We start from the raw sequence: 23,396 nt of genomic DNA, 5'->3' as shown, positions 1-23,396 counted from the left end.
ACTGGCTTTTCATGAAATTGATAAGAGGGAGTGAGCATGGGTTCCCTGACAGGCAAATACGCAGTGTGGGTAGTGGGGTGGTTGATGACGGGAGCCGTGATGGCAAATGACACCACACTGCTTGGCGCGGTGAAAAACGGTGAGCTGGACACAGTGCAACAACTGATTGCAGACGGTACAGATGTCAACGCCTCGTCACTGGATGGCAGCAGTGCGCTGTTGCTTGCAACACGCGCTAACCACATTGGGATTGCTCAGGCCTTAATCGAGGCGGGGGCCAACGTTAACCAGAAAAACTTGATCCGTGACAGCCCCTACTTGCTGGCAGGCGCAAGGGGTCGCAACGAGATCCTTGAGCTTGCGCTGGCGCACGGCGCCGATCTGAAGAGTACCAACCGTTACGGCGGCACCGCGTTGATCCCGGCCTGTGAACGCGGTCATGTAGAAACCGTGCGCTTGCTGATTGCAGCGGGCGTGGACCTCAATCATGTCAACCGCCTGGGGTGGACCTGCCTGATGGAAGCCATCGTACTGTCCGATGGCGGCCCCGCGCACCAGCATATCGTCACCCAACTGATCGAGGCGGGCGCCGATTTGAACCTGCCTGACAACGAGGGCATGACCCCGTTGCAACAGGCGCAAAAACGCGGCCAACACGTTATCGCGCACTTGCTGCGCGAGGCTGGCGCAAACTGATACGCGATCTGGAGTTGTTATGCATAACGATGAGCATTACCTGCAACGTGCGGTGCAACTGGCCGCCGAAAACGTGTCTGGCGGAGGCCGGCCTTTTGGCGCCGTGCTGGTTAAACACGACCAGATACTGGCTGAAGCAGCCAACACCATTCATGTCACTCAGGACCCTACCGCCCACGCAGAGCTGCTAGTCATACGGGCAGTCAGCCAGCAACTCGGTGCGCGTCTGGATGATTGCGTGATCTACGCCAGCGGGCAGCCTTGCCCCATGTGCTTGAGCGCGATGTACCTGAGCGGTGTCGCCAGGGTGGTGTTTGGCGCCACTAACCAGCAGGGCGCACCGTTCGGCCTGTCTACGGAGGCGATCTATCAGCAATTGGCGCACCCTGTGTGCGAGCAAACGTTGCCTGTACGGCATCTGGCGCAACCGGGCATTGAGCAGATTTATCGCGATTGGCAGGCTCGTCATGCAGGCGGATAAAGCCGCTTTTCGCGAGTTCGCTCATTGGGCGTTGCTGGTCGTGCTGGGCCTGAATCTGCGCCCGATCCTCAGCTCTGTCAGCCCACTGCTGATGGCCATTCGTGCCGACACGGGCATGAGCTTTCAAAGCAGCGCCTGGTTGACCAGCCTGCCCGTGATTTGTATGGGCCTGGTGGCGTTGCTCGGGGTGCGCGTGCAAGCCCGTGTGGGTGAACGCTATGGTGTGGCTTTGGGGCTGACGCTGATTCTGGGCGCATGCCTGTGGCGGTTCTATGGGACGCACGCCCCAAGCCTGCTGGCCACGGCCTTGTTAGGAGGTGCGGGGGTGGCGTTGATTCAGGTTCTGGTCCCGGTACTGATCAAGCGCCAGTTCCCGCATCGCATTGCCCTGGCTTTGGGGGTGTACAGCGCCTCGCTGATGGCAGGCGGGGGATTGGCGGCACTGGTCAGCCCACGGGTGGCGGATCATTTCAATCATTGGCAAAGCGGGTTGGGAATCTGGCTGGTTCCGGCGCTGGTGGCACTGGTGATGTGGTGGCGGCTGCCCCTTGGTGCCAGCGTACTGCCTGAGGCCGCCGGGGCCGGTACACGGCCTTGGCACACACGCCGGGCGTGGCTGTTGGCGTTGTACTTCGGCCTGGTGAACTGCGGCTACATGAGCATGGTTGCCTGGCTGCCTGCGTATTTTGTGCAAATGGGCTGGAGCGCGGCACACAGCGGTTCGCTGCTGGCGTTCATGACCGTGTTTCAGGTGATCGCCGCCCTGGTGATGCCAGCCCTGGCGCACCGCAGTATTGACCGGCGCCCGCTGTTGGCAATCAGTCTGTGCGCACAGGCGCTGGGTTATGTCGGGCTGGTGATGTGGCCGCTTGATTCGCCGCACCTGTGGGTGGCCTTGATCGGTTTCGGTCTGGGTGCCTGTTTTGCCTTGAGCCTGATTTTGATCCTCGATCATTGCCGCCAGCCGCGCGAGGCGGGGCAGCTAGCCAGCTTCGTGCAAGGGGCGGGGTTTCTGGTTAATGCGCTATCACCTTGGCTGACGGGCTGGCTTCGTGAACTGACAGGCAGCTTTGTCAGTGCCTGGTGGGTACTGGTGGTGGCTGTTGTGTCGATGTTGGTGGTGACGGCTGTGTTCAGCCCGGCCAGCAATGCCCGATCGGTATTTGCCTCACCGGGGGGGTAAGGCAATCGAAGTGACAGCTGCTCAGAGGTCGCTTTCGAAGGTGCCAATACCTCGTGCAAAGACTGCTTAAATCGATGCAACGCCATGAGCTGTACCTGCTGTTGCTCGGTAATCTCGGCGCCAGGGTGCGTGCCTTTACCGATGGGGTAACAGCGCTGATGGCCAATGACCCGCTGTGGGCGCTTGATGAAGTAGGTTCAGGGCTTTAGACGCGGCGAATAATGGTACTCAGGTGAGCACAGCAGCGGGGCAGCTTGCGGGCTGATCTGCTCGCAATGTTCGGCAAAATTGGGCTGTGGCCGTGTTCTGCGTTTGTGTACCATCATCGGCTGGCTAAAAACACATGCGGTGAGCATCGGCATGTTGGAGGCCTGGCCTATGTGCTGGCGTGGACCGTAGGGTCATTGAGTAATTTAGGAGTTGCTCGTGTTGAAAGTCGATTTAACTGAACAGCACACAAACTATGCAGGTGCGCCTGACCCAGCCCTCGGCCATGTTCCGAACGATCTGATGGCTGCTATCCAGAAGGTGTACACGCCGGCGGGCATGCAATTGACGGAGCAGGCTCAACGCGAGGCTGAAAGTGCGCAGTACGGTGCTTCGCGCTTTGGCCTTGATGGGCATACGATTGTTTTTCGTGTGGCTAAAACAACGCCGACGAAGATTGGACAGTTCGTCACGCTCTGGAAGCGCCGAACGTCCGACAGCATCATTGCACCTCTGGATATCGATGATGGCGCAGCTTTTGTTGTGGTGAGTGTGTTCGACGCAAGGCATCGCGGACAGTTTGTGTTCGACCTCAAGATACTGGCATCAAAAGGCATCATGGCGATTAACGGTAAAGGCGGTAAGCGCGCTATCCGGGTTTATCCACCGTGGGTCAAACCTGTCGCCAAAGAAGCCGTCAGAACACAGCAATGGCAACTGCGATACTTCCTTGCTCTTGAACAAAGCGGACACGCCGATTCTGCAAAAGTGCGTCAGCTCTTTGGAGGTTAAGCGCCTTATTCGTCATTCTTGAGTGCGCTGGATTAGCCCGGCGCTCAACGATGTATCCGTCACCGATCAATAGCCTGTGCTCGTTTCGGCTGCGCAGTGATCGTGCGAAGCGCCCGTTCGTGCGTCTAAACGTCCAAAGCCGAGTCCGCATGGGGCAGCTCCCGCCCCGTGATTTATCGCTGCGGGTGCGGGCTTTTTCAGACTGGGCCACGGCCCTGATCGCAGGTAATCCACTGCGGGCGCTTAGTAGTGCCTGGCCACTCAAAGGTCGCCTTATACCGGGGGAGGCGCCCCGGTCAGGGGCGCATGGATCAATTGGCCAGCATTTGCGGACGACGCTTCAAACGGCGCTTGATAAAGACTGCCAGGCAAATCAGGACCAGCGCCAGCACGCTGAAAAACACTGTATTGAACCAGGGGAAGGGTTCAGTGCGGCTGTTGGTGGCTTCGATCGCAGTGATGTTGGGGAACACCGAGAAAATCTTGATGCGCCAGCCGTAGTAACGAATCAAGGCCAGTTGGTTGGCATCGCGCGAATACCCTTGGGCCTTGGCCTGGATGTCAGCTGAGTCGAACTTGAAATACCACGGAAAGGACCAGCCCGTGTCCTCATTGCGATACACCATCACCTCTTTGGTGACCGGGTCTTCAGTGTTGATGAAGTAAACATCCCGGGTCGGGCCGTCAGCGGGGTTTTCTGCGTTGATCACGCCGTTGTGATCGACCCGTTTGACTTCCACGCCCGTGACCATCACCACATCGTGTTGGGGCAGAAAGTAAAACAACCCTAGCCCAACCGCGCCCACTGCAAGCAGGGCGGTGCCCAGCAATATGCCCTTGAGCCACTTCATGCAATAACCACGCACATATTGATAATTCCTGAGGGTGTTAATTGAACCGGTGGCGACGTCAACGTGGCCTGATCCGTCTTTTTAGCCGCCATCGAACGCTGCGTTCGGTGGCGAAGGCTTTGCTGAGGATTTAACCCGGATTTACGGCGCACCTTATCGCAGTCTGCGCCAATGACTACAAGTTCAGAGCGCGCTTCCTACATGATTTGTATCAGTTTAGTTACCGATAGCCGGTCCCTTCACCCGTGTGACCAAAAAAGATGGGACGCTGGGCGATTCAAGTTGCCGGAAACGATCATGCGTATGAAAAAATGCTCCAGCCAAAGGCCGGAGCATTTTATGAGGGTAAACAGCTTTTAAACGCTACCCGGTAATCAGAATGTCAGTGATAGCGTAATCGTTGCCGGTGGCGCCTTGCGGTTCGTGACCATGAATCTCCAGTCGCATTGAAGTTGCGGTTGCAATAAAGCTCCCTTTGAGCGGTGTCCATGACCTCGAGTTAAAGGTCTTAATGGTTGTAACATTCTCGGTCTCACGGGTTTTTAGCGATAATTTTGGCAGGGGAGCTGCTCCGTTGAGGGTGCATGCGAGGAGGCTGAAATCGTATTGCGCGCCAGCTTCAAGCCCCGTTAGGTCTTTGTACAAAACAACGCCCACGCCACCAGTGCTGGCCGTCCCATTGGCCACACAGCTTTTGCCCTGGTGATGGTAGGACTTCATTTCCCCATTGGCTGCCGAACCTGCAATCCAGCCGTTCCAACCGGCTGTAAAGGGTGTGAAGTCTTTGAAACCTGAGCGTACGATCAATTGCAACACAGGGAAAACCACCGCTTGGTTTTCATGAGTGCTGCCATCGGCGGTTACTTTGCAGGTAAAGATCAATGGACTCTCGTTTTTCAACATTAATAGCTCAGTGCGTTTCAAGGCAGCCGTAAGGCCTGCATAGACTTCGGCAGGCGTAATGACGGTGCCCAGATACACATTGATGGTGTAGGGGGCTCCGCTCTTCAACGTCCCGTCACCACGCAACCAGACCCGTTGCCCAGCCAGTGCAAACCACCAGGCCTCTTCGTAGGTGTTGTCATTGACAGTAATGGTGGCATCCCCGGCGAACGTGCGGATATCCAGAATTCCATTCTGGGTAGCTGGCGGTGTCGCTTGGGGCACGACGGGGGTAGGTAAGCGAACTGGCCCGCTGATATTCAACGTCAGGGTTTCGGACGATGCCATCTTGCAGGCACTGGTAACGGTGTAGCGGATCAGGGTTTGTTTACCCGCGCCGTGAATGACTGCCTCTCTGGGGATGTCGAAATCGACATGGCCCGCTTCACGGTTGCCAGTTTTTGGCGCCAGCGATAGATGCGTGCCGTCCGGTTGGGTCCATTGCACATTAATTGTCTGGTGTTCGCTGATTCGTTCGTACGTTACCCGTACGGTCACACCGTCGCGGCCGTTCCAAATCGTCAGATCTGAGCCCACGGCTTGTAGGACAGCTGGAACTGGCAGCACTAGGTTTTCTTGAACCATGCCCAGCGTCAACAGAGGGAATTTCGTCGCGCTGGCTTTATCTTTCAGGCCATTGAAGTTAACTGCAAAGTGCACGTGGAAGGGTTGGCAATCGGCCAACTTTTGCAACTCGTTCCGAGGCAAGGGCGTATTGACCCCCTCTGCCAGCCACTGGGCACTGACGGGTACGCCTTCCAAAACCTCAAAGCTGTAGGGTGTGCCGTCTTCAAGCTCACCCGTCACCCATAACCAACACGGTTGTTCTAGTGTTATGTAGGGCCACGGCATAACGCTGGCATCAGCGTCACCGGCGAATGTATTGAGATCCAGTGTTTTACCGGTGGCCTGCTCAACCTCGGGCAAGGGTAAGCGACTGACATTGAGAACGTTCACCACGCGTTCTGGCGACGTCACCTCGATACCGTTGACACTGACGGTGTAAGTCAAGGTAATCGGTTGACCAAAATTGGCACTGATCGCCGAGGCTGGCACAACAAATTCAAGGCTGGTTTCGTTATCCTGCACCGTTCGGCACTCGAGTACGGGTGATCCCGGCCCCGAGGTGCCAATAAACGCAGGGCAAACAATATCTCCAGCTTCTATGCCATCGTAAGTAATGACGATGTGCGCACCCTTAACCGTATTGACCGGGTTAACCATCCACCCTTGTTCTGCGCAATCCACTGACTCCTTGAGGTGCGGTGGTGGTAAGTCCAGCGCCGGGTCCACGCGTAAGAGTGTGGTCGTGCGCAGGTGAAAGTCTTGAGCATTGAGCGGCAGCGGATTTTCATGCACAGGATCATTGGGTACCGGAAGGATCGGGTCAACACCGTCCCATATAACGCCCAAGTGGGTAGTCAAGGAGGAATAGTCCATTCGGCGCCCCATCCAGGCACGGGACAGAGTGAACCTGAAAACATGGTCGGCTGTCGCTTCGGCCTCTGTTACCAGGTGGTCAAATGCCACCCAAATGAATTGATACGGTGTCACATGCTGGTCACCCGCAATGGTGATAAACAATCGCTGCCCGGCTTGAATCATCGGCCATGCCTTGAGGCTGATCGTTTCATCCCCTTGAAACTTGAACATATCCAACACAACCGTAGGATCCGTGGGGCTATTGGGTTTGGCGTGTTCAAATACTGGCAGCGATGCGCGCAAATCTGCTTCTCGCACGTCCTGGATCTCTAACTCCAGCACCAATGATTCCTTAACTCTGCCACTCACCTTGGCGGTGTACCAGATCAGTACCGTGTGACCTATGCAGGTGCTCACATATTCCCAAGGTATTTGAACCTCGACACTGTCCCTGCTGCTGCCAGTTACCACAATCGGCTGGAACGTGGGCAATGCCTGATCCTTGATCACCCAGTACAGAGTAACCGGAGCATCCTGCAGGCCCTCAACGGTAATGGTCGCTACAGTTCCCTCTTTGGCATCAAGGGGGTACAGCAAGTTGTTGTTGGATGCATGCCTGATGGTTGGGTAGGGCAGTTCGGGGTTGGCAGCGATAGTGCGCAGGTCAGTGAGCGTATCAGGCAGTCTTTTAGTCATCCGGTAATGCTCCAGTTCAATATCAGATAGGTAGCCATCGAACCTATCTAGCAGGAGGCAAGAGCAGACTGGCTACTGTCAAAGTTGACAGTTCGACCGAAAAAGAGCCGCGGTGGTACGACTGAATTGTACGAAGTCGATCAAACATCCCTCGACGCGCATTTGCACGGCAATGAGCCCGTCCTCAGGCTTATACTGGCCGCCAACGCAATTAACCTTATTCAAACGAACCGAGATACCTCATGAGCCGTTCCCTCTCTATGACCCCGGCGCGCACGGCGGTTGCGCCGCTGGTGGCTTTTATTTTGCTGTTGCTGGGGGCCGTGTTTTTGCAAAACAGTGTCGGCTCACGTCAAGTGTTATTGCTGGTGGTCGGGGCGGCGCTAGGGCTGACGCTTTATCACGCGGCTTTCGGTTTTACCTCGGCCTGGCGGGTGTTTATCAATGATCGGCGTGGCGCTGGCTTGCGTGCGCAAATGGTGATGCTGGCGGTGGCGGTGGTGTTGTTCTTCCCGGCACTGGCTGCGGGAACGTTGTTCGGTCAGCCGGTGGTCGGATTGGTAGCGCCCATCGGGGTGTCGGTGGTGGTGGGTGCGTTTATTTTCGGCATCGGCATGCAACTGGGCGGGGGCTGCGCATCGGGTACGCTGTTCACGGTCGGTGGCGGTAATGCGCGCATGCTGGTGACATTGTTGTTTTTTATCTGCGGGTCATTGATCGCCACTCATCACGTTGACTGGTGGTTTTCACTGCCGTCGTTCCCGGCCACCTCCATCGTCAAAAGCTTTGGGGTCGTGCCCGCATTGCTCGTGAGCCTGGCCGTCTTTGCCTTGATTGCGGCGGTCACGGTACACCTGGAAAAGCGTCGTCATGGTGCACTTGAAGTCCCGGTGGCCAGCCAGCAGCCGGGGCTACGCCGCTTCTTGCGCGGGCCGTGGCCCCTGGTCTGGGGGGCGATTGGGTTAGCGCTGCTCAATTACGCCACGCTGGCGCTGGCCGGGCGGCCGTGGGGCATCACCTCGGCGTTCGCGTTGTGGGGGGCCAAAGCGGTCACTGCGCTGGGTGTCGATGTCAGCAGTTGGGGGTTCTGGCAGATCCCCGGGAATGCCAAGGCGCTGGCCGCACCCGTGTGGCAAGACGTCACCAGCGTGATGAACGTCGGCATCATTCTGGGCGCTTTAATGGCGGCTGGACTGGCAGGGCGATTCGCACCCAGCCTGAAAATCCCGGCGCGTGCGCTGTTGGCGGCTGTCATCGGGGGGCTGTTGCTGGGGTACGGGTCGCGTATGGCCTACGGTTGCAACATTGGCGCGTATTTCAGTGGCATCGCCTCGGGCAGCCTGCATGGCTGGGCGTGGTTAGTCGCAGCATTTATTGGGAACAGCGTGGGTGTGCGCCTGCGTCCGTTTTTCTTTGCCGGCGAGCGTCCACAGGTGGCTTTGAGCGGTTGCTGATGGCAGGGCCCGCCAGGGCAATGAGTTGATCCTCATGCCGTGGCGGGTCTTCTTTGCGTTTACAGGTTAGGCAGCTGCCCGATACGGCCCATCATTTCGGTGACAATTTGCAGGTCCAGCATGAACTGCTCAACAGTCTTGAACTCGTTGTCAGTGTGCCCGGTGTATTTGACGTTAGGCATGGCCAGGCCAAATTGCACGCCGTTGGGCAGGTCGTGCACCGAGGTGGCGCCTGCCGACGACTCGAACTTATGCTCCAGGCCCAGGTTTTCGGTAGCGACGGCCAGCAGCGCCTTGACCCACTCACCTTCAGGGTTGCGATACATCGGCTCAGCGATGGTGTAATCGAAGGTCACCGGGGTTTTCGTGCTGGCGCTCCAGGCGCCGAGTTTGTCGGCGATTTCTTTCTTCAGCACCTCGGGTGACTTGCCTTTTGGCACGCGCAGGTTAACCGCCAGTTTCAAGCCTTTGTCATCCAGGCCGACATAGGTCAGCGAGGTGGTCAACGGCCCCATGAAGGCATCCTTGAACCCGACGCCGAGTTTTTCGCCGGTGTAATCCAGCCCCCAATTTTCGGACGCATAACGCGCAGCGTCGGTGATGTGGTTGGACTTGAGCGCGACTTTACCGTTCAGACCGTGAATGAAGTCGAGCATGCGCGCGACAGGGTTGACCCCCGATTCAGGCTCGGACGAGTGGGCGGATACGCCTGTGACGGTCAGGACCACGTCCTTGCCGACGACCTTGGCGTTTACCTCGAAGTCACCGCCATTGCGCTTGGCATACTCGGCCCCGGCTTTGTTCAACTCGCCAGCCAATTCGGCCGGTTTGTCCGTCACCAAGGTGGCCACCGACGTCGATGGAATCTGGTTGGTGGCCATGCCGCCCGTCAACGAGATGATTTCAGCGCCCTGGCCCAGACCGTCGCGGCGCGCGAAGTTGGCCATGACGGTGCCGTAGCCCTTTTCTGCAATCACCACCGGGTAGCCACCGTCCAGCGCCAAGTTGTACTGGGGCGTCGGGTTATGCTCGAAGTAGTACGGCATGGCGTCGCCCGAAGTCTCTTCGGTGGTATCGACCAACAGCTTGAAGTTGCGCGCCAGCGGCAGTTTTTCTTCTTTGATCACCTTCATGGCGTAAAGGGTGACCACGATACCGTTCTTGTCATCTTCTGTGCCGCGGCCGTACATGCGGTCACCGATCAGCGTGACCTTGAACGGATCAAGGCGTGTGCCGTCTTTGAGCACCCAGTTTTCAGGGGTGACGGGTACCACATCGGCATGGGCGTGAATGCCCACCACTTCATCGCCGTTGCCGTCGAGGGAGATCTCATAGACGCGGTTATCGACGTTGCGAAACTTCAGGCCAAAACTCTCGGCCAGGCTTTTGATCTTGTCGGCGATTTTGATGAATTCAGGGTTTTCATGTTGCGCCACGCCCTCGACCGTCACGGTGGGGATGGCCACCAATTCACGCAGCGTTTGGGTCGCGGCCTTGCCGTACTTCACGCGCGTATACAAGCCCAGCAGGCGATGAATCTCGTTTTGCTGTTCAGCGTTAAGCGGCTTGTTGGCGAGAAAAGCGTCGAGGGTCGCGCCCAGGTTATCGGTCTTCGCCAGCTCGCTTTTGCTCAGGACAGTCACGAACTGCCTGAAGTCGTTGATCGAAGCGTCATTGAAGCTTTTCAAAATCGCCGCGCTTTGTTGCGGGGTGATGTTGGCGTTGGCGACGCTGGTGAACGAGGACAAGGCCGCCAGTACCAAGGTGGCCGCAGCCAGTTTTTTCAGGGAGAAATCCATTGCGATGGGCATTCCTTTGCAGGTAATGAGTGAGTAGGTGGTTAAGTTGCTACAAAACTTTTCCAAGCTAACACCCCATCGTCGCGCAGGCAGCCCCTCAAATGCGATCTGTCGCACAGAAATGTAAAAGCGACGCACAAATGAAAGCACTGGGGGTAGGGGTTCGTAAAACCGCGTCATTCGGCCACTGGCCACCGCAAACAGAACCTCCATCAGAGCTTGATGCGCATGTAAGTGTTATGTTTGCGGGCGTCCGCTCTCTGCGCGTACGTGACTCACTCAAGTATTGAAGGGTTAAACGTGTACAACTCTCGTGCGCAGGAGTTTGAAGGGACGTTAGCGGTTGCATATAAGGAAATATGATGCGTTTGTTGACACGGAAAAAAAGTTTAGCCCTATCCGCACTATTGAGTTGGGTCCTGAGTTCATCGGTTGCGGCGGCTCCAGACAGCCCCACAAGGCCAACACCGTTGGGCGGTGATTTTTCGATGTTGGCTTGCGCCAAATACGCTTATATGCGTGGCGATGTGATTCCTCCTGAAATGCAACGTATATCGCTGTTCTTTCAGGGGCAGGAATACTCTCCCCTGGGGGCCAGAGAGATCCACCAACTCAAAGTCCTGCCTGCCCGCCAAGAAGGCCAGCCGATGCTGCTGGCCACGACTGTTGGCGATACCGCCGTAGGCACTGTACTGATCAGGGTGCAGCACGGTGTCCCTCTGTCGCGTGTATTGAGTCGTTCTAAAAGTTTTGGGCGTCCCGATCTTGGGGTGGTGCAACCGGGACGGCCGGACGTATTGATTTTTCCTGACAATGGCCGGGCATTGTTAACCAACACGGGGCAGGTGCTTTGGTTTGATGCTAATTCGGATTGGCGATGTGATGTTGCGGGCACGCTGGTAGCTGTCTCCCCTGACAATCGCTGCGGTGCTTATATAACCCATAAGGGATTGACCACCGCCACTCAGGATGGCCGTCAAAGTTTTTTTCCGCTGACGGATGAAGACTCAGCTCGGCACCTCTGGCCCCTATCGCAAACGGCCACTGCCCAAGGTCGCAAGGCGTTTGAAGCGGGAATGCGAGACTTTGAACCGCTTCGCTATGAGGAGGAATCACGTGTCATCTGGTTTGCAGAGCACCTGCGGTGGATGGGGTCATCGTGCCAGTTAGAAGGGCTTGGCAGGACGTCGGTTTTGATAAAGAAGGGATGCTGAGCCATGTTTATTTTTTCTCACTGCGCGCGAGCAGTGTTCACTGTCCTGGTGTGTCTGATGTTGGCAAGTTGTGCGTTTAACAGGGCCAACTCGGATAAAAAATTATTTTCCCGGGATGTTCCGAAAGACCAAACGGAGCTGCAACTGGATGTGCGCTTCAGTCGTTCGCCTGACTACTCACCTCCACAGGGCGATCTCGTTAAACAGTTCGCTAGCAGCAACCCGCGCCTGGAGTTCAGTTCCTTTAAAAAAACCCCGGTACTGGACCTGAGGTTTCACATGGCCTTAACGATACTGCCGGTGCCTTATTGGGTTCCGACCATGCACATCGACTGGAGCTTTACTGACGTGCGCGGCGAGAAACTCGATGACCTCAACTATCGCTTTGTGTTGCCGTCACGCAGTGGCTGGCACAGCACACACAGTTTTGCGTTGAACTACCGTACCCGCGTAGGGCATGAATCGATAACGTTGGCGTTCAGTCCCGATGTTCGTTGCGAACGGCAATTCACGGCCGTGACTCCGATCTATGGCGACACGTTGACCCTCAGTGCTCAATTTCCGGAGGGGGGCGGTTGTTTGCAAGTCTGTGATTCTGCCACCGCGAGTTCAAAAACCTGCGCGTACAGACCTAAAGGAACCAATCTGTCTATCAGGCCTTAATAGGTTGAGCGCTCTATGCGCTAAAGTCCTTGTTGATTTAGCGGGACCTGCTGACCCGCGTGAGAGCTGGCCAGTGTCACCCACGCGAGATTCAAAGCGCAGTGCACGCGTGAAGTTTAAAAATCGATTGAAGCACTCAACCGGGCTGTTAGCGGTGCGCCCTGGAACACGTAGTTGTCGCCCATGTAGTCGCCGACATCGCGCCAGTAACGCTTGTCGAACAGGTTGTCGACGGTCAGGCGAAACACCGTGTCGTACCCTTCAATGCGGGTGCTGTAGCGGCTACCCATGTTGAACACCGCATAACTGGCCGCCTGCACGTTGCCCTGTTGGTTGGCGTATTTTTTGCCGCTGTATTGCACGCCGCCGAGCAGCGCCAGGCCATCGACCCACGGCAGGGCGTAATCGCCATAGAGGCTGGCGCGCAGGGTCGGGACGTTGAGGGTTTGATGGCCCTCGTACTCGGGCGTGCCGCTACCCGATACCCGTGAGCGGATGGCCGCAATACTTGCAGACACCTGCAAGCGCTGAGTCACCCAGCCGTTAGCCGCCAATTCCAGGCCGGTGTTTTTCTGCTCGCCCTGCTGCACGTAGGTGAAGTGGCCAGCGCCATCGGGTTGCGAATACGAGTACGCCTGGCGCATCTGAAACAGCGTGGCGCTGAGGCTCAGGCGCTGCCAGTCGTACTTGACCCCGGCTTCGATTTGGCGCGACACACTGGGCGCCAGGATCTCGAAGGCATTGCTGGTAAACCACGGCGCCGTGCCACCCAGCGACAAGCCTTTGCTGTAGCGGGTGTAGAGCGACAGGTTGTGCAGCGGTTTGTAGATCAGCGCTGCCTGCGGCAGGAATTCGTAGCGTTGGGTGTGGCGCGTGGTGTCACCGCTGTCGTCGAAGGTTTTTTCGTCCAGGCGTACTTCACGCCCGCCCAGTACGGTTTGCCATTGCTCGTTGAAGCTGATGCGATCGTTGAAGAACACCCCATATTGGCGGCTGTCGAGGCGTCGGTGGCTGTCGTTCAAGGCACCGTTGTAGCGCGGGTAGTCTGCGGGTTCGGCGTTGATATTAGCGCTGCCGATCCACTCCATGATCGAGGTGCGGTTATTCACTACGCGGCGCAAGGCGCTGCTGCCCACCGCCAATTCATGGCGCAGGCCGCCCGTATTGAAACTGCCGCTGAGGGTGGCTTGGGCCTCGTCGTTGCGCCGAGTGTCATCGGGGCTGCGGAAGTCGTAAATGTTGTAGCCGCCTTCCGGGGTGAAATAGTTGCCTTGTGAGCACGCGTCGCCTGTCGCGCATCCGCCCCAGGCAAAGGCGCTGTAGTCGTCGATCACCACTTTGCTGCGTGAGGCGCTGAGGGTGCCTTTCCAGTTGTCGCTGAAGCGGTACTCAAAGTTGCCGTTCATGTTCAGCGAGTCGATGGTGACGGGCTTTGAGCCGCTTTGATGACCCAGCAGTTTTTTTGGCGAGGCGTCATGGGGCAGTTCAGTGCCGCCCAGCAGTTGGTAACCGGGCACTGAACGTTGTTCTTTGGTCTGGTATTCGACATCCAGTTGCAGCAGCGCATCAGGGCTGATGTTCCAGTCGAAGGCCAGCGACACGAAATCGCGCTGGCCATTGGCGTGCTCAACGTAAGAGTGGATGTCTTCATGGGCCACGTTGGCGCGCAGGCCAAATTGTTGCTCACTGCCAAACCAGCCGCCGACGTCGGTGGCGATGTAACCGCTACCACGGTCATCGGTGGACACCGTTACCGAGCGCACATCGGCCGCGCGTTTGGTCACATAGTTGACCAAACCGCCGGGTTCCGACATGCCGGTTTGCAAGCCAGAAAGGCCTTTGAGCAGTTCCACTTGCTGCTTGTTCTCAAGCCCGACGTTTTGCTCGCCAGCGATGGTGCGCCCGTTGATTTTGTAGCTGCTGGCCGCGTTCAGCGAGAAACCGCGCACTACAAAGTTCTGGTAATAACCGATGGGGGCATAGCTTTCGCCGACAGAGGCGTCATTTTTTAACACGTCGCTGAGCAGGCGCGCCTGTTGGTCGTTGATCAGCGCCTCATTGAACACCGAAATCGAAGCCGGGGTGTCGAGCAACGGTGCCGCGTCAAACCCGCCGACCGATGCCGTGTCGGCCTGATAGCCCATGCTGTCCTGGCCGGTGACCGAAATGGCGGGCAGCTCGGTTTCACTGGCGTGAGCCGTTTGCACGGCGCTGGTGACCAGCAGGCTGAAACTGAAGGCATTGAATGCAAGACGCGGCGAAGGCTTGACCATGAACACTCCTGAACAGCCCCGCGCCTGCTGGCCTGTGCACGCTGGCGCCGGCACGGGGAGATGTTGCCTGGCTGGTTGCCAGATCTTTGAGGCGCGCAGGGTAGCATCTCTGGGCTGCGCACTAACCTATTTGGGGTCGAGCACGGTTGACGCGGGGCACAGGCACCCGTGCGACAAAATGTCTCGCGCGCTCAATCGATGTGCACTAACGTTTGGGGCAGATGCCTATAGAATGCCGCACTGTGTGGCTCAGGCGGCTGACCCGCTGCGCATGGCACGTGTTGTGAATGCAAAAAGCATGTGACGGGGAGGTCGAGTCATGGGCCTGTTAGATCATCGATAGCGAGTAGTACACCCTTTAAATGAGCACTCCCAACGTTTCATCCAATGCCAATTGGCAACCGGTCATCGCGCTGGCGCTGGCCGCGTTTGTGTTCAATACCACCGAATTTGTGCCCGTGGGCCTGCTGAGTGCGATAGGTGCCAGTTTTGATATGACCACCGCCAGTGTCGGGCTGATGCTCACGATTTATGCGTGGGTCGTGTCGCTGACCTCGCTGCCGATCATGTTGCTGACGCGCAACGTGGAGCGGCGCAAGTTGCTGTTGATCCTCTTTGGCATGTTTATCGCCAGCCATGTGCTGTCCAGTGTGGCGTCCAACTTCGGCATCCTGATGCTCAGCCGAATTGGTGTCGCGTTGTCCCATGCACTGTTCTGGTCCATCACCGCGTCGTTGGCGGTGCGTCTGGCGCCAGAAGGCAAACAGGTGCAAGCACTGGGCTTATTGGCGACCGGCACCTCACTGGCAATGGTCTTGGGGATTCCGCTGGGCCGACTGCTGGGCGAGGCGATGGGCTGGCGCACCACATTTTTGGTGATTGCCGGTTTTGCCGTGGTGTTGGTGTTTTGGCTGGCGCGAACGTTGCCGCTGTTGCCGAGCCAAAACTCGGGCTCGCTCAGAAGCTTGCCGGTGCTGTTCAAGCGTCCGGCGCTGGTGGCCGTTTACGTGCTGACCGCGATGGTGGTCACCGCGCAGTTCACCGCTTACAGCTACATCGAACCGTTCATTCAGACCGTGGCGGGCATGAGTGGCAATGTGGTGACGATCATTTTGCTGCTGTTTGGCGGCGCCGGGATCATTGGTTCACTGTTGTTCAGCGTGTTGCATCGCCATAGCCCGCAACGCTTTCTGGTGGTTGCCGTGTCAGTGCTGGCCGTGTGCCTGGCGTTGCTGTTGCCGCTCAGTGGTAAAGAGTCGTATCTGGCCACGTTAAGCCTGTTCTGGGGCATGGCTATCATGTGCTTCGGGTTGGCCTTGCAATCGCGGGTGCTGATGCTGGCACCTGATGCCACGGACGTGGCGATGGCCATGTTCTCCGGCATCTACAACATTGGTATCGGGGGCGGGGCACTGCTGGGCAGTTGGGTCGGCGCAAACGCGGGTTACTCCTACATTGGCGTAACCGGCGGCGGACTGGCGGGTGTGGCCTTGGCGATTTATTGCGTGAGCATGTACCGGATCAGCCGTTCTGCCGCACACAGCACGCCGCAAGACTGAGTGTCGAAGCCCCTGCCGCGATGGCGGCAGAGGCTTCACGTGGCTTACACCGCGCTCAAATGTTCATACAGGATGGTCGCGCCCACCAACATCAACACCACGCCGCCGATGATTTCGGCGCGCTTGCCGACCCAACTGCCCAGCGCACGGCCGAGCAAGGTGCCGATCACGACCATGGTCATGGTCGCCAGGCCGATGGCTGCCGCCGCGACCCAAATGTTCACCTCCACAAACGCCAGGCCGACGCCCACGGCGAGCGCATCGATGCTGGTGGCAATGGCTGTGAGCACCAGAACCCAGAACGAGTGCTGCGCGGGCTTTTCTTCGCTTTGTTGGTCGTCGGGTTTAACCCCGTTGTACATCATGTACAGCCCCAACCCCAGCAGCAGGGTGAAGGCGATCCAGTGATCCCATTGGGTGACATAACTGCTGGCGGCCTGGCCGATGGCCCAGCCAATCACGGGGGTGATGGCTTCGATCACACCAAAAATCAATCCGGTGCGCAGGGCTTGGCTGAAACGCGGTTTATGCAGGCTGGAACCTTTGCCAATGGCCGCAGCAAAAGCGTCCGTCGACATGGCAAAGGCGAGAAAAATCAAGGCAATTGGGCTCACGGCTATGGTCCAGTCGGGCGCAAGACAACGACATGACACTGCGCGCCCGACTTCAGCACAGGTATGACGTTGGTCTCGCAAATCCTGACGGATGCCCTGGCCACGGCTGGTTGCCGAGAATGTTGACCAGAGCGTCGCCACGTAAATGGCGACCTGCTACTCCCCAAAGAGGCGCGTAGCATAACAGCTAGGTGTGAAAATTGTGTGAAGCCTGCCCCTCAGCCAATGCCTGCGCGGTATTCACAATGAGACGGGCGAACGGTTGCAATGACATCACCGGCTTGTCACTCTCTGCGCCGTACACCTCAGGTCTGGACAGGAAATAAGCATGTTTCATGTGGTTACTGCATTCATCGCGCTGTATGTAATGGTGCGCTTCATCTGGCCATTGCGTGTCAGCCTGCCCTGCAAGTGGGTGCTCAGCGCGTTGCTGTTGCTGGTGGCCGAGCATCACCTGATCACCCGCAATGTGTCTGGCAGCATGGCGTCGCCCGAACTACCCGGTGAGGTGTTGATTGCGCTGGGCTGGGCGTTTGGCAGTCTGATCGTGCTGGCACTGCTGCTGTTAGTGCGCGATGTGATCGGCTTGCTGACGTATTTTGTCTCACCTCAAAACGGTCGTGAACTGCTGCGCAATCGGCGCCTGAATGCCGCTCTGGGCATCATCAGCGTCGGCTTGTCGTTATTGGGCGTGTGGCAAGCGATACGCGTGCCGGATGTGAAAAACATTGAAGTCACGGTGCCGCATTTGCCGCCGCAAATGGACGGCTTGCGGCTGGTGCAACTGACCGACCTGCACGCCAGCCGACTGCTGCAAGCGCCGTGGATGCAGGCGGTGGTCGAAAAAACCAATGCCCTGCAACCGGATCTGATTGTGATCACCGGCGACCTGGTGGACGGTACCCCGCAAGCCCGTGCAGCCGATGTGCAACCCTTGCAGCAGCTCAGCGCCCGGTATGGCGTGTTTGCCATCCCCGGTAACCACGAATACTACGTTGACTACGTACACTGGTTGCCCGCGTTCGAACAGTTGGGCCTGCACATGTTGCTCAATGACCACGTGCTGGTGACCCATAACGGTCGGCAATTGGTACTGGCGGGTATCACCGACAAAGCGGCGGCGACCACGAGGTTACCGTTGCCGGACGTAGCCGCAGCCCTGCGCGATGCTCCGCAGGATGCCCCGGTCATCCTGCTCAGTCACCGCCCCATTGGCGCCCTGGCCAATGCCAGGCAAGGCGTCGGTCTGCAACTGTCGGGGCACACCCACGGCGGCCAAATCCTGGGGCCGCATCTATTGGCGCAATGGGCCAATCAGGGGTTTGTCTCAGGACTTTACGATGTGCAAGGCATGCAGCTTTACGTGAGCAACGGCACCGGGTTGTGGAACGGCTTTCCGATTCGGTTGGGTCGTGCGGCAGAAATCACTCACATCACCCTGCGCGCGCCAGCGCCCTAAGCGTTAATCCAGCCCAGCGTAAGGGCGGTTAACACTGCATACCGAGCCGCTTTGGCCAGCGTCACAATCAGCAAAAACCGCCAAAGCGGCTCGCGCATCACCCCGGCGATCAGGGTCAGAGGATCGCCAATGATCGGCACCCAACTGAGCAGCAACGACCAGCGGCCATAGCGCAGATAAAACTGCTGCGCTTTTTCAAGCTTTGTTTGGCTCACGGGAAACCAGCGCTTGTGACGAAAGCGCTCGACCGAGCGCCCCAGTAGCCAGTTGAACACCGACCCCAGCACATTGCCGAGTGTGGCGACGATCAACAGCACCACCACGCTGTAGTGGGCCGACACCAGCATGCCCACCAGCACCGCTTCGGACTGCATCGGCAACAGGGACGCCGCGCCAAATGCGGCGAGGAACAGCCCGATGTAACTGGTGAACTCGAACACTCAAAATCGCTCTGGCAGCTATGCAGCGCAGCCTTTTAGCATCAAATGGCATCTGCTGCCCATAAAAAAGGCGCTGCCTGAGCAGCGCCTGTACACCTTTACCCTCAGCGAAACTCAAACAACTCCACATGCAGATTCTTCTCGGGCACGCCGCACTCGCGCATCAGTTCGCGAACCCGCAGCAACAAGCCTTTTGGACCGCAGAAGCTGACATGCACCGTTGCCGGTGAAGTGTGGTTAAGGGCCTGGCGCAGGTGCGCGGCCAGTTGCTCGGTGCCCCCGCTATTGGCCACGAATGCCACGCCTCGTTGTTCGGCCACCTGTTGCAGTTGTTCGGCAGGCGGGAAGGCGCGGGCAGGGTTGAAGCAATAGATCAGGGTGGCGGCGTCGAAACGCTCGCCGTGCGGGTCTTGCAACCAGGCGATAAAGGGCGAGATGCCGACGCCTGCGCCAATCCAGATTTCCTTTGCCGCTTTGGCCGGGCGTTTGAAGCGCCCGTAAGGCGCGTAGAGGTCGGCAATCATGCCGATTTTGACCTGCTCGCGTAAGGCTTGGGTGTAGTCCCCCAAGGCCCGGATCACGAACTCAAGGTGGCCGTTTTCACGGTGGGCGCAGGCGATGGTGAAGGGGTGAGGCTCGCGCAGGCCTTTGTCCTTGAACGACAGAAACGCGAACTGACCGGCCTTGAAGGCAAAGCCTTTATCGATGGGGGCCAGGGTCAAGTGCACGGCGCCTTTGTCGCTGCGCACGTTGATCACGCGGTATTCACCGGCACGCGCCACGAACGGGTACAGCAGCAGCTTGTACAGCGCCGCTAATACGCCCAGTACGCAGAGCACGCCCAGCCAAATGCCCGCAGGGCTGAGCAGGGTGATGGGGGATTTGAAGCTCAGACCGTGCAGGATCACGATCAAAAACAGCGGGCCGGACAGTTTGTGCCACCAGCGCCATACGCTGTAGGGGATATTGCGGTTCAAGGCGAGCAGCACAATCATGCCCAGCGCGACGTAGCTCAACTGACGCACCATGCGCGTCCAGTATTTGGACAGCTCCACAATGGGCACGCTGTTCCACACCTCCAGGTTGGCTTTGAACACCAAATGGTACGAGGCAAACACCAGCGCCCAGATGCCCAGCCATTTGTGGGTGTCGTAGACACGGTCGAGGCCGCCGAACAGGTTTTCCGCCACGCGCCAACGGCTGGCCAGCAGGCAAGACACGGCCATATACGCCAGCGCCGTGGCGCCGAGGATCAGACTCAGTGTGGCGGAGGTCAGCCACGTGTCAGCGGGGATTTCCAGCAGCAGTGTCAGTGCCGTTATCAACAAAATACCAACCAGCCAGTGCCAGTTCTTCACGGGGGTACTCCCATCATCAATCCGTTGTGCCTAAGACTGAAAACCGGCCCTCCTTGGGGTTTCAGGGAGGGCGGAGTCTAACGGGATGCGCGAAGAGGCCTGTGATCTCGGTCAAGCCAGGCCCGATTAGTCGATGTACAGCGTGTGCAGCACGTAGCGCAGCGAAGCGGGCAGGGTTTGGCCGTGACTCATGCCTTTGAACGGGTGGAACTGCACGTTCAGCCCCTCGATACCTTGTAAATCCGTGACCAGCTGCTGCATCCGTTGATCGGGGGGGCCGCTGGTTGGCGCTCTCGGGTTGCCGGGTTCATCGGTGCCGCGCATCAACAACACCCCGGTTGTGTGACCCGCCCTGCGGGTTTTCAAGTCTGCGACCTGTTGGGCTGCGATACCGTCGCCCCACCACAATGACGGGCTGGCGGCAGCATAGTGAGCGAACTCGCCGGGGCGGGTCAGCAGTGCGTGCAGCACCAGCAAACCGCCGTACGAGTGGCCCCACAGGGTTTGTTGTTCGAGGTTGATGGGCGCTTTGGCCGCTACGGCGGGGCGCAAGCGATCACGCAGCAAGTCAAGGAACGTATCGGCGCCGCCGCTGGGAAGACCGGTGAGGGGATCGCTCTGCGCCTTCAAACCGGCGCGCGCAGGCGTGTAGTCGTATGTGCGGGCCGTGCGCTCAATGCGCAGCGGCGTGTCATACCCCACCGCTACCAGCAGCGGAGCCTGACCGTGGGCCAGGCGACTGAGCAACTCAGCATCCAGTGCACCGACGGCCGCGTTGCCATCGAGCATCCACAGCACCGGGAAGCCGGTTTTGGGGGCGGCAGTGGCCGGGCGCCCGATCCACAGTTGGTAATGGCGCTGGCCATCCGCCGAGTCAATCAGTAACCGGCTGAAGCGATAATCCAGGTCCTTGCGTTGCAGCAACCGGGTGTCCATTGGGGCGTCCAGCGCAGGCCGGGCCTGCGCCGCGAACCCTGGCAGTGCCAGGGCAAGCAGCAACGCCAGAGGGAGCGAGAGGTGTCTCATCAGGCGATCTCGTCAGGTTTAGAACGATGCAGTCAGGCTGGTGTAGAGCGTGCGCCCCGGTTCGTTGTATGTAGCGGCACCGGCACCTGCGATGTTGTTCACGCCTTGGGCGTTGCCTTCGCGGTACAGGCGCTTGTCGAACAGGTTATCCACGCCTGCGGTCACGCTCAGGTGGCGGGTGATCGCATAAGTGCCACTCACACCGGCAATGGCGTAGGGCGCGAGCGGGTTGTTGGCGGTGCCCGTGACGCGATCACCGTGGTAGTCGTATTTTTTCGGTGTTTGCTTGCCGTACCAGGTCGCGCTCATTTGCAGCGACAGGTCTTGCGTGGCTTGCCAGTCCAGCATCGAGTTCACCGTGTAGCGCGGGGTCACGGACAGGTAGTCGCCGGTCTGTTTGTTTTTAGATTGCAGCATGTAGGTGAAGTTGTTGGTCCATTTCAGTTGCTCGGCCAGCGGCAGGGTCAGCGTGCCTTCCAGCCCTTCGACCAGCGCTTTGGGGACGTTTTCCCACTGGTAGATCGCTGCATTGGCATATTCGCCTTTACCGCCACTGGCCTGACCAATCGGACTCAGGCCCGATTCGATCTTGTTTTTGTAGTCGTTGCGAAAATACGTCAGGCCCGCGACCACGCCGTTGTCCTTGTATTCGATGCCCAGTTCCTTGTTGACGCTGGTTTCGGCCTTAAGGTCGGCATTGCCTTGCAGGTAGCAACTGGTGCTCTGGCCATAGCAACCCTGGCCACGGCTGTACAGCAAGTAGTCGGGGTTGAGCTGGTACAGGTTCGGTGCTTTGTAGGCGCGGGCGATACCGGCTTTGAGGGTCAAGGTGTCGGTCAGCGCGTGGGACAGGTTCAGCGAGGGGCTCCAGTTGTCCCCGACCACGTTGTGGTGATCCAGGCGCAGCCCCGGTGTGAGCATGGTGCCGGGTAACAGCTCGATGTTGTCTTCGGCAAACAGCGAGAAGATCCGCGCCGACGATGCGGTGCTGCGGTTGCTGCTGCTCAGGCTACCGACGGTGCCACCTTCGCGGGTGGTTTGGGTGTTGGCACTCGGGTCATCGAGTTTTTGCTCAGTCCACTCGGTGCCCAGGGTCAGGGTTTGATCCAGCCCGGCGTGCAGCGGCAAGTTGATTTCGCCGTGGGCCGTCAGGTCACGCAGCACGGCGGTGTAGAAGTTGGTGTCGCTGAAAATCCCTTCGGTGCCGCCGGCCAGCCCTTCGTTGAGACGAGCGTTGCGGGTCTTTTCATACTGGATAAAGGCCATGCTATTGCCCACCTCCCATTCGCCGCGATGGGTCAGGGCATAGGTCTGGCGGTAGGTGCGATTGGTTTCGTGGCCGAGCATTTTTTTCACGTTGGCGTTGCTGTTGGTGTTTTGCGTATCGCCGGTGTAGAGGTTGCCTTGGCGGCTGAAACCCGCTTCGAAGTCCAGCGTCTGGTCCGGGGTCATGCGCCAGCTCAGTAGGCCATTGACGTCTTTGTTGCGTACCCCTTCGCGGCCTGCGGGCAGGGTGCCGGCCTGATTGGCGCTGCGCGCCGATTGGTGACCGGCGTTGATGTCCCAGTCATCGGGATCGGTCTTGGCGATGTTGCCGTAAACGCGGTAGCTGAGGTTCTCGGTCAGGGGGCCATTGAGGCCGAAGTTCATGCGCTGCGTTGCGCCTTCGTCCTTGTGCTGTGGGAACGAGGTGTACACGGTCACGTCGCCGTGGGTCTCGGCGCCTGCCTGCTTGGTGATGATATTGACCACACCACCGGCGGCACCGTTGCCATAACGGGCGGCGGCGGGGCCGCGCAACACTTGGATCTGCTCAACCTGATCGGCCGGCACCCAGTTGGTATCGCCACGGCTGTCGCGTTCACCGCGCCAGCCGTAACGCACCGAGTTGCGGCTGTTGACCGGTTTGCCGTCCACCAGAATCAGGGTGTTTTCCGGGCCCATGCCACGGATGTCGATCTGGCGGTTATTGCCGCGTTGCCCACTGGTGGAGTTGCCGGTGAGATTGACGCCGGGCATGGTGCGGATGATCTGCGAAAGGTCATTGGCCGCAGGGCGCTTTTTGATGTCTTGGGCGGTAATGATCGATACGCCGGGGGCCTGTTTGGTTTCTTCCTGCGCCGTGGCGATCACGTTGGTGTTACCCAGTTGCAGCGCGGGTGGCGCAGTGTCTTCGTCTGCGAGAGCGGCATGAACAGCACTGCTCAACAACCAGCAACCGGACAACACAAAAGGGGCGATTGGGCGCAACACACGTAACGACATCG

At 58.5% G+C, this 23,396-nt stretch carries 19 protein-coding genes and 1 riboswitch; of the genes, 10 read left to right on the top strand and 9 right to left on the bottom strand.

Features of this window, described 5'->3' with window-relative positions:
- The first annotated feature begins 36 nt into the window (after positions 1-36).
- The 5 genes from TU86_RS19060 to TU86_RS19045 all read left to right on the top strand — a co-directional run bounded on the left by TU86_RS19060 (position 37) and on the right by TU86_RS19045 (position 3,359).
- Positions 37-696: an ankyrin repeat domain-containing protein gene (locus TU86_RS19060; protein WP_048365867.1), complete on the top strand. Its 660-nt coding sequence runs from the start codon at positions 37-39 to the stop codon at positions 694-696.
- 19 nt (positions 697-715) lie between these two features.
- Positions 716-1,177 (top strand): nucleoside deaminase, encoded by a 462-nt coding sequence (locus tag TU86_RS19055; protein ID WP_048365866.1) that lies wholly within the window; start codon positions 716-718, stop codon positions 1,175-1,177.
- Positions 1,164-2,360 carry a CynX/NimT family MFS transporter gene (locus tag TU86_RS19050; protein WP_048365865.1) on the top strand — a complete coding sequence of 399 codons (1,197 nt, stop codon included), beginning with the start codon at positions 1,164-1,166 and terminating at the stop codon, positions 2,358-2,360. The genes TU86_RS19055 and TU86_RS19050 overlap by 14 nt, the downstream gene beginning before the upstream one ends.
- A 53-nt stretch (positions 2,361-2,413) precedes the next feature.
- Positions 2,414-2,569: a hypothetical protein gene (locus TU86_RS22965; RefSeq protein WP_157395928.1), complete on the top strand. Its 156-nt coding sequence runs from the start codon at positions 2,414-2,416 to the stop codon at positions 2,567-2,569.
- A gap of 217 nt (positions 2,570-2,786) precedes the next feature.
- Complete coding sequence (locus TU86_RS19045; RefSeq protein ID WP_239658838.1) at positions 2,787-3,359, top strand: MepB family protein; 573 nt, start codon at positions 2,787-2,789, stop codon at positions 3,357-3,359.
- A 311-nt stretch (positions 3,360-3,670) separates the two neighbouring features.
- Here the strand turns inward: TU86_RS19045 and TU86_RS19040 are convergent, their stop codons facing one another.
- Both TU86_RS19040 and TU86_RS19035 read right to left on the bottom strand, forming a co-directional pair.
- Positions 3,671-4,210, bottom strand: coding sequence for a DUF1523 family protein (locus TU86_RS19040; RefSeq protein ID WP_048365864.1), 540 nt, complete (start codon positions 4,208-4,210; stop codon positions 3,671-3,673).
- 363 nt (positions 4,211-4,573) lie between these two features.
- On the bottom strand, positions 4,574-7,270 hold the full coding sequence (locus tag TU86_RS19035) for a carbohydrate binding domain-containing protein (protein WP_048365863.1): 2,697 nt from the start codon (positions 7,268-7,270) through the stop codon (positions 4,574-4,576).
- A 242-nt stretch (positions 7,271-7,512) separates the two neighbouring features.
- On the opposite strand from TU86_RS19035, the gene TU86_RS19030 reads away from it, so the two are divergent.
- Positions 7,513-8,724 (top strand): YeeE/YedE family protein, encoded by a 1,212-nt coding sequence (locus TU86_RS19030; RefSeq protein WP_048365862.1) that lies wholly within the window; start codon positions 7,513-7,515, stop codon positions 8,722-8,724.
- A gap of 59 nt (positions 8,725-8,783) precedes the next feature.
- Here the strand turns inward: TU86_RS19030 and TU86_RS19025 are convergent, their stop codons facing one another.
- Positions 8,784-10,523 (bottom strand): dipeptidase, encoded by a 1,740-nt coding sequence (locus TU86_RS19025; RefSeq protein ID WP_048365861.1) that lies wholly within the window; start codon positions 10,521-10,523, stop codon positions 8,784-8,786.
- A gap of 362 nt (positions 10,524-10,885) precedes the next feature.
- Here TU86_RS19025 and TU86_RS19020 point away from each other — a divergent pair, with 362 nt between their 5' ends.
- Both TU86_RS19020 and TU86_RS19015 read left to right on the top strand, forming a co-directional pair.
- On the top strand, positions 10,886-11,737 hold the full coding sequence (locus tag TU86_RS19020; RefSeq protein WP_053076070.1) for a hypothetical protein: 852 nt from the start codon (positions 10,886-10,888) through the stop codon (positions 11,735-11,737).
- A 57-nt stretch (positions 11,738-11,794) separates the two neighbouring features.
- The gene (locus tag TU86_RS19015) at positions 11,795-12,400 is read left to right on the top strand and encodes a hypothetical protein (protein ID WP_048365860.1); all 606 of its coding nucleotides are present in this window, start codon (positions 11,795-11,797) and stop codon (positions 12,398-12,400) included.
- A gap of 116 nt (positions 12,401-12,516) precedes the next feature.
- On the opposite strand, the gene TU86_RS19010 is transcribed toward TU86_RS19015, so the two are convergent.
- Positions 12,517-14,673 (bottom strand): TonB-dependent siderophore receptor, encoded by a 2,157-nt coding sequence (locus TU86_RS19010; RefSeq protein ID WP_048365859.1) that lies wholly within the window; start codon positions 14,671-14,673, stop codon positions 12,517-12,519.
- A 362-nt stretch (positions 14,674-15,035) separates the two neighbouring features.
- Between TU86_RS19010 and TU86_RS19005 the strand changes: the two genes are divergently transcribed.
- The gene (locus TU86_RS19005) at positions 15,036-16,232 is read left to right on the top strand and encodes a sugar transporter (RefSeq protein WP_048365858.1); all 1,197 of its coding nucleotides are present in this window, start codon (positions 15,036-15,038) and stop codon (positions 16,230-16,232) included.
- Between the two features lie 44 nt (positions 16,233-16,276).
- Here TU86_RS19005 and mntP read toward each other — a convergent pair whose 3' ends face one another.
- Positions 16,277-16,846 carry a manganese efflux pump MntP gene (gene mntP / locus TU86_RS19000; protein WP_048365857.1) on the bottom strand — a complete coding sequence of 190 codons (570 nt, stop codon included), beginning with the start codon at positions 16,844-16,846 and terminating at the stop codon, positions 16,277-16,279.
- A gap of 7 nt (positions 16,847-16,853) precedes the next feature.
- Positions 16,854-17,023: riboswitch (yybP-ykoY riboswitch) on the bottom strand.
- Between the two features lie 151 nt (positions 17,024-17,174).
- Between mntP and TU86_RS18995 the strand changes: the two genes are divergently transcribed.
- A complete protein-coding gene (locus tag TU86_RS18995) occupies positions 17,175-18,305 on the top strand; it encodes a metallophosphoesterase (protein ID WP_048365856.1) in 1,131 nt (376 codons plus the stop codon).
- Here the strand turns inward: TU86_RS18995 and TU86_RS18990 are convergent.
- The 4 genes from TU86_RS18990 to TU86_RS18975 form a co-directional block, all read right to left on the bottom strand.
- A complete protein-coding gene (locus TU86_RS18990; RefSeq protein WP_048365855.1) occupies positions 18,302-18,745 on the bottom strand; it encodes a YqaA family protein in 444 nt (147 codons plus the stop codon). The genes TU86_RS18995 and TU86_RS18990 overlap by 4 nt on opposite strands.
- A 104-nt stretch (positions 18,746-18,849) precedes the next feature.
- Entirely contained in the window at positions 18,850-20,103 is a 1,254-nt protein-coding gene (locus TU86_RS18985; protein WP_048365854.1) for a ferredoxin reductase family protein, read from the bottom strand.
- A 126-nt stretch (positions 20,104-20,229) separates the two neighbouring features.
- Entirely contained in the window at positions 20,230-21,129 is a 900-nt protein-coding gene (locus tag TU86_RS18980) for an alpha/beta hydrolase (RefSeq protein ID WP_048365853.1), read from the bottom strand.
- An 18-nt stretch (positions 21,130-21,147) separates the two neighbouring features.
- Positions 21,148-23,394 (bottom strand): TonB-dependent siderophore receptor, encoded by a 2,247-nt coding sequence (locus tag TU86_RS18975; RefSeq protein ID WP_048365852.1) that lies wholly within the window; start codon positions 23,392-23,394, stop codon positions 21,148-21,150.
- Positions 23,395-23,396 lie beyond the last annotated feature (2 nt).

This window comes from Pseudomonas weihenstephanensis, assembly GCF_001043055.1.
Classification (GTDB): domain Bacteria; phylum Pseudomonadota; class Gammaproteobacteria; order Pseudomonadales; family Pseudomonadaceae; genus Aquipseudomonas; species Aquipseudomonas weihenstephanensis.
This window is presented reverse-complemented; position numbering and strand designations above follow the sequence as displayed.

Excerpts from the sequence above, each read along its gene's own strand:
- TU86_RS19060 (WP_048365867.1), top strand. The coding sequence starts at position 37 with ATGGGTTCCCTGACAGGCAAATACGCAGTGTGGGTAGTGGGGTGGTTG.
- TU86_RS19055 (WP_048365866.1), top strand. The coding sequence starts at position 716 with ATGCATAACGATGAGCATTACCTGCAACGTGCGGTGCAACTGGCCGCC.
- TU86_RS19050 (WP_048365865.1), top strand. The coding sequence starts at position 1,164 with ATGCAGGCGGATAAAGCCGCTTTTCGCGAGTTCGCTCATTGGGCGTTG.
- TU86_RS19040 (WP_048365864.1), bottom strand. The coding sequence starts at position 4,210 with ATGAAGTGGCTCAAGGGCATATTGCTGGGCACCGCCCTGCTTGCAGTG.
- TU86_RS19035 (WP_048365863.1), bottom strand. The coding sequence starts at position 7,270 with ATGACTAAAAGACTGCCTGATACGCTCACTGACCTGCGCACTATCGCT.
- TU86_RS19030 (WP_048365862.1), top strand. The coding sequence starts at position 7,513 with ATGAGCCGTTCCCTCTCTATGACCCCGGCGCGCACGGCGGTTGCGCCG.
- TU86_RS19025 (WP_048365861.1), bottom strand. The coding sequence starts at position 10,523 with ATGGATTTCTCCCTGAAAAAACTGGCTGCGGCCACCTTGGTACTGGCG.
- TU86_RS19020 (WP_053076070.1), top strand. The coding sequence starts at position 10,886 with ATGCGTTTGTTGACACGGAAAAAAAGTTTAGCCCTATCCGCACTATTG.
- TU86_RS19015 (WP_048365860.1), top strand. The coding sequence starts at position 11,795 with ATGTTGGCAAGTTGTGCGTTTAACAGGGCCAACTCGGATAAAAAATTA.
- TU86_RS19010 (WP_048365859.1), bottom strand. The coding sequence starts at position 14,673 with ATGGTCAAGCCTTCGCCGCGTCTTGCATTCAATGCCTTCAGTTTCAGC.
- TU86_RS19005 (WP_048365858.1), top strand. The coding sequence starts at position 15,036 with ATGAGCACTCCCAACGTTTCATCCAATGCCAATTGGCAACCGGTCATC.
- TU86_RS18995 (WP_048365856.1), top strand. The coding sequence starts at position 17,175 with ATGTTTCATGTGGTTACTGCATTCATCGCGCTGTATGTAATGGTGCGC.
- TU86_RS18980 (WP_048365853.1), bottom strand. The coding sequence starts at position 21,129 with ATGAGACACCTCTCGCTCCCTCTGGCGTTGCTGCTTGCCCTGGCACTG.
- TU86_RS18975 (WP_048365852.1), bottom strand. The coding sequence starts at position 23,394 with ATGTCGTTACGTGTGTTGCGCCCAATCGCCCCTTTTGTGTTGTCCGGT.